Here is a 3,156-nt window from a genome sequence, read left to right on the forward strand (position 1 = left end):
CCGCCCGGGCGGGGTCACCGGGTCGGCGGGGGGAGCAGGCCCAGCTCCATCGCGGCCGTCGCGGAGGCCAGGGCGTGAGCACCCCGGCCGACCGGCCGGCCCGCCTGCTGACGTTCGGGGAGACGATGGGCCTGGCCAGCGCCCGCTCGCTCGGGTCGCTGGTCAGCGTGCGCGACTACACGGTGGGTTTCGGCGGCTCGGAGTCGAACGTCGCCATCGGCGTGCGCCGCCTGGGCGTGGCCGCCACCTGGGTGAGCCGCCTCGGCGACGACGCCGTCGGCTCGCTCATCGCCCGCGAGCTGCGCGCGGAGGACGTGCGCTGCCTGGCCCGCACGGTGCCCGGGGCGCCGACGGGTTTCATGCTCAAGGAGCGCCGCTCCCCCGAGCACACGGTCGTCACCTACTACCGCCGCGGCAGCGCGGCCTCCGCGCTGGAGGGCGGCGACGTCGACGACGCGCTGCTGGCGGAGGCGGGCGTGCTGCACGCCACGGGCATCACCCCCGCCCTGTCCGCCACCGCGCGCGCCGCCACCCTCGACGTGTGCGCCCGGGCCCGCGCCCGCGGGGTACCGGTGTCCTTCGACCTGAACTACCGCAGCCGGTTGTGGGGCCCGGCGGAGGCCGCGGCCTTCTACCGCGAGGTGCTGCCCTCGGTGGACCTGCTCTTCGCCGGGGTGGAGGAGGCGCAGCTGCTGGTGCCCGGCGAGGAGGACCCCGAGCGGCTGGCGCGCGCCCTGTCCGGGCTCGGGCCCGCGGAGGTCGTCGTCAAGCGCGGCGGCGACGGCGCCGCCGCCCTCGTCGGGGGGCGCTTCCTCGCCGTGCCGGCCGTCGCCGTGGAGGTCGTCGACACCGTCGGCGCCGGTGACGCGTTCGTCGCCGGCTACCTCGCCGACCTGCTGACGGGCGCCGGCCCTGAGGCGCGGCTGGCGACGGCCGCGCTCACCGGCGCGCTGGCCTGCACGACGCCCGGGGACTGGGAGGCGGCCCCCACCCGCGCCGACCTGGCGCGCGCCGGCTCCCGGGAGGCGGTGCTGCGCTGACGCGCGGCCCGGCCCGGGGCGGTGCGCCCCGGGCCGGTTCCCTCAGATCCCCGCGGCCGCGCCGCGCCCCAGCGGTGCGGCGTGCTCCAGCGCCCACCCCAGGGCGAGGTCGGCCACGGCCTCCCAGCCGGGGGCGGCGCACGTCCAGTGGTCGCGGCCGGCGAACTCGTGGTACCCGGTGAGGGCCGGGGACTTCTCGTAGTGCTTGGCGTTCGACCTGTTCACCGACGGCGGCATGATGTGGTCCTTCTCCCCGGCGATGAACAGCAGCGGCGCGCGGTCGGCGGAGTAGTCGACCCAGGTGTCCTGGTGGCCGGGCTTGAAGTTGGCGAACAGGCCGTACTCCCACACCCAGTACCCGGGGGCGGGGATGGCGTAGCGGTCCCACACCGCGCGGGACTCCTCCGCGGTGAGGGTGTTGGTGAAGGCGTAGTGGAACTCCTCGGGGGTGAAGCCCACGGCCCGGTGCCGGCTGGCCGGGTTCTTCAGCGCCGGGAAGAGGGACCTGGCCTGCGACAGCGGGTTGACGCGCACGCCCTCGGTGGGCGCGGAGTCGACGACGACGCCGGCGGCCCCGAGCCCGCGGGCCAGCAGCAGCTGGGTGAGGGTGCCGCCGAAGGAGTGGCCGATGATGACCGGTGGGCGCTCGAGCCGCCCGATGACGCCCGCGAGGTGGTCGACCGTCTCGGGCACGGTGAGGTTCGCGATGACCTCGGGGTTCTCGCGCAGGGCCTCGACCTCGATCTCGAAGCCGGGGTAGGCGGGGGCCAGCACGGTGAGGCCCTTCGCCTCGTAGTGCGCCACCCAGTGCTGCCAGCTGCGCGGGGTCATCCACAGGCCGTGGACGAGCACGACCGTGTCGGGGCGCTGGACGTCGTTCATGGGGATCCCTCCGGAGTTCACGGGTTCGGGTCGGTCTGGGTCAGGAGTCGATGAAGGCGAGCAGGTCGGCGTGCAACCGGTCGCGGTCGGTGTCGGGCAGGGCGTGACCGCTGCCCTCGTACACCCGCAGGACGGCCCCCTCGACCATCGCGGCGGAGCGCTCGCCGCCCACCTGGAGCGGCACGATCTGGTCGTCGTCGCCGTGGACGACGAGGGTGGGCACGTCGATGCCGCGCAGGTCGGCCCGGAAGTCGGTGGCGGAGAACGCGGCGATGCACTCGTGGGCCCCTCGGTGGCCCGAGGCCATGCCCTGCAGCCAGAACGCGTCCCGGAACCCCTGGTCGACGCCCCCCGTGCGGTTGTGCCCGAAGAAGGGTCCGTCGGCCAGGTCGCGGTAGAGCTGCGCGCGGTTCGCCACCTCCCCGGTGCGGATGGCGTCGAACACCTCCGCGGGCAGCCCCTCCGGGTTGTCGTCGGTGCGCAGCATGAGGGGTGGGACGGCGGAGACGAGCACGAGCTTCGACACCCGGGAGCTGCCGTACCGGGCGAGGTAGCGCACCACCTCCCCGCCGCCGGTGGAGTGCCCGACGAGGGTGACGTCCCGCAGGTCCAGGGTGTCCAGCAGGCAGGCGAGGTCGTCGGCGTAGGTGTCCATCTCGTTGCCGTGCCACGTGCGGCTGGAGCGGCCGTGGCCGCGGCGGTCGTGGGCGACGGCGCGGTGGCCGTGCTCGGCGAGGAACCGGGCGGCGGCCGCCCAGGCGTCGGAGTTCAGCGGCCAGCCGTGGCTGAGGACGACCGGGGAGCCGCCGACCCCCCAGTCCACGTAGTGGATCTCGGCGCCGTCGTCGGCGGTGACGTGGGGCATGGGGACCTCCTCCGCTCGGGGTTCCCCAGCGTGGCCGCGCTCCCACGGGCGCGGACCACGTGGTGCACGTGGTCCGCGACGCCCGCCGCCGCGCGGGCGGCGGGCTCAGCCCCGCCGGCCGAGGCGCTCGGCGAGCTGGCGGCGGGAGGTGATGCCGAGCTTCTGGAACACCTTGCGCAGGTGGTAGTCGACGGTGTTGGCGCTGAGGAACATGGTGGCGGCGATCTCGGCGTTGGTGGCCCCGGCGGCGGCGAGCCGGGCCGCGGTGGCCTCCTGGGCGGTGAGCTCGACCGCCCCCGGCCCGTGCGCGGTCGTGGCCCGCTCCCCCAGCGCGGCCAGCTCGCGCCGGGCGCGCCGGGCGAACGCGGG

4 protein-coding genes are annotated in these 3,156 nt (G+C 75.9%); 1 reads left to right on the forward strand and 3 read right to left on the reverse strand.

The window, feature by feature from the left end; translation table 11 throughout:
• The first annotated feature begins 74 nt into the window (after positions 1-74).
• A complete protein-coding gene (locus ABEB16_RS06435; RefSeq protein ID WP_345711431.1) occupies positions 75-1,040 on the forward strand; it encodes a sugar kinase in 966 nt (321 codons plus the stop codon).
• 42 nt (positions 1,041-1,082) lie between these two features.
• On the opposite strand, the gene ABEB16_RS06440 is transcribed toward ABEB16_RS06435, so the two are convergent.
• From ABEB16_RS06440 to ABEB16_RS06450, 3 genes are all read right to left on the reverse strand, one after another.
• Positions 1,083-1,922 (reverse strand): alpha/beta hydrolase, encoded by an 840-nt coding sequence (locus tag ABEB16_RS06440; protein ID WP_345711432.1) that lies wholly within the window; start codon positions 1,920-1,922, stop codon positions 1,083-1,085.
• A 40-nt stretch (positions 1,923-1,962) separates the two neighbouring features.
• On the reverse strand, positions 1,963-2,787 hold the full coding sequence (locus ABEB16_RS06445) for an alpha/beta fold hydrolase (RefSeq protein WP_345711433.1): 825 nt from the start codon (positions 2,785-2,787) through the stop codon (positions 1,963-1,965).
• Between the two features lie 105 nt (positions 2,788-2,892).
• Positions 2,893-3,156: response regulator transcription factor (locus tag ABEB16_RS06450; RefSeq protein WP_345711434.1), on the reverse strand; the 264-nt coding region annotated here is incomplete at its 5' end.

It is taken from the genome of Kineococcus glutinatus (assembly GCF_039542765.1).
Taxonomy (GTDB): Bacteria; Actinomycetota; Actinomycetes; order Actinomycetales; family Kineococcaceae; genus Kineococcus_A; species Kineococcus_A glutinatus.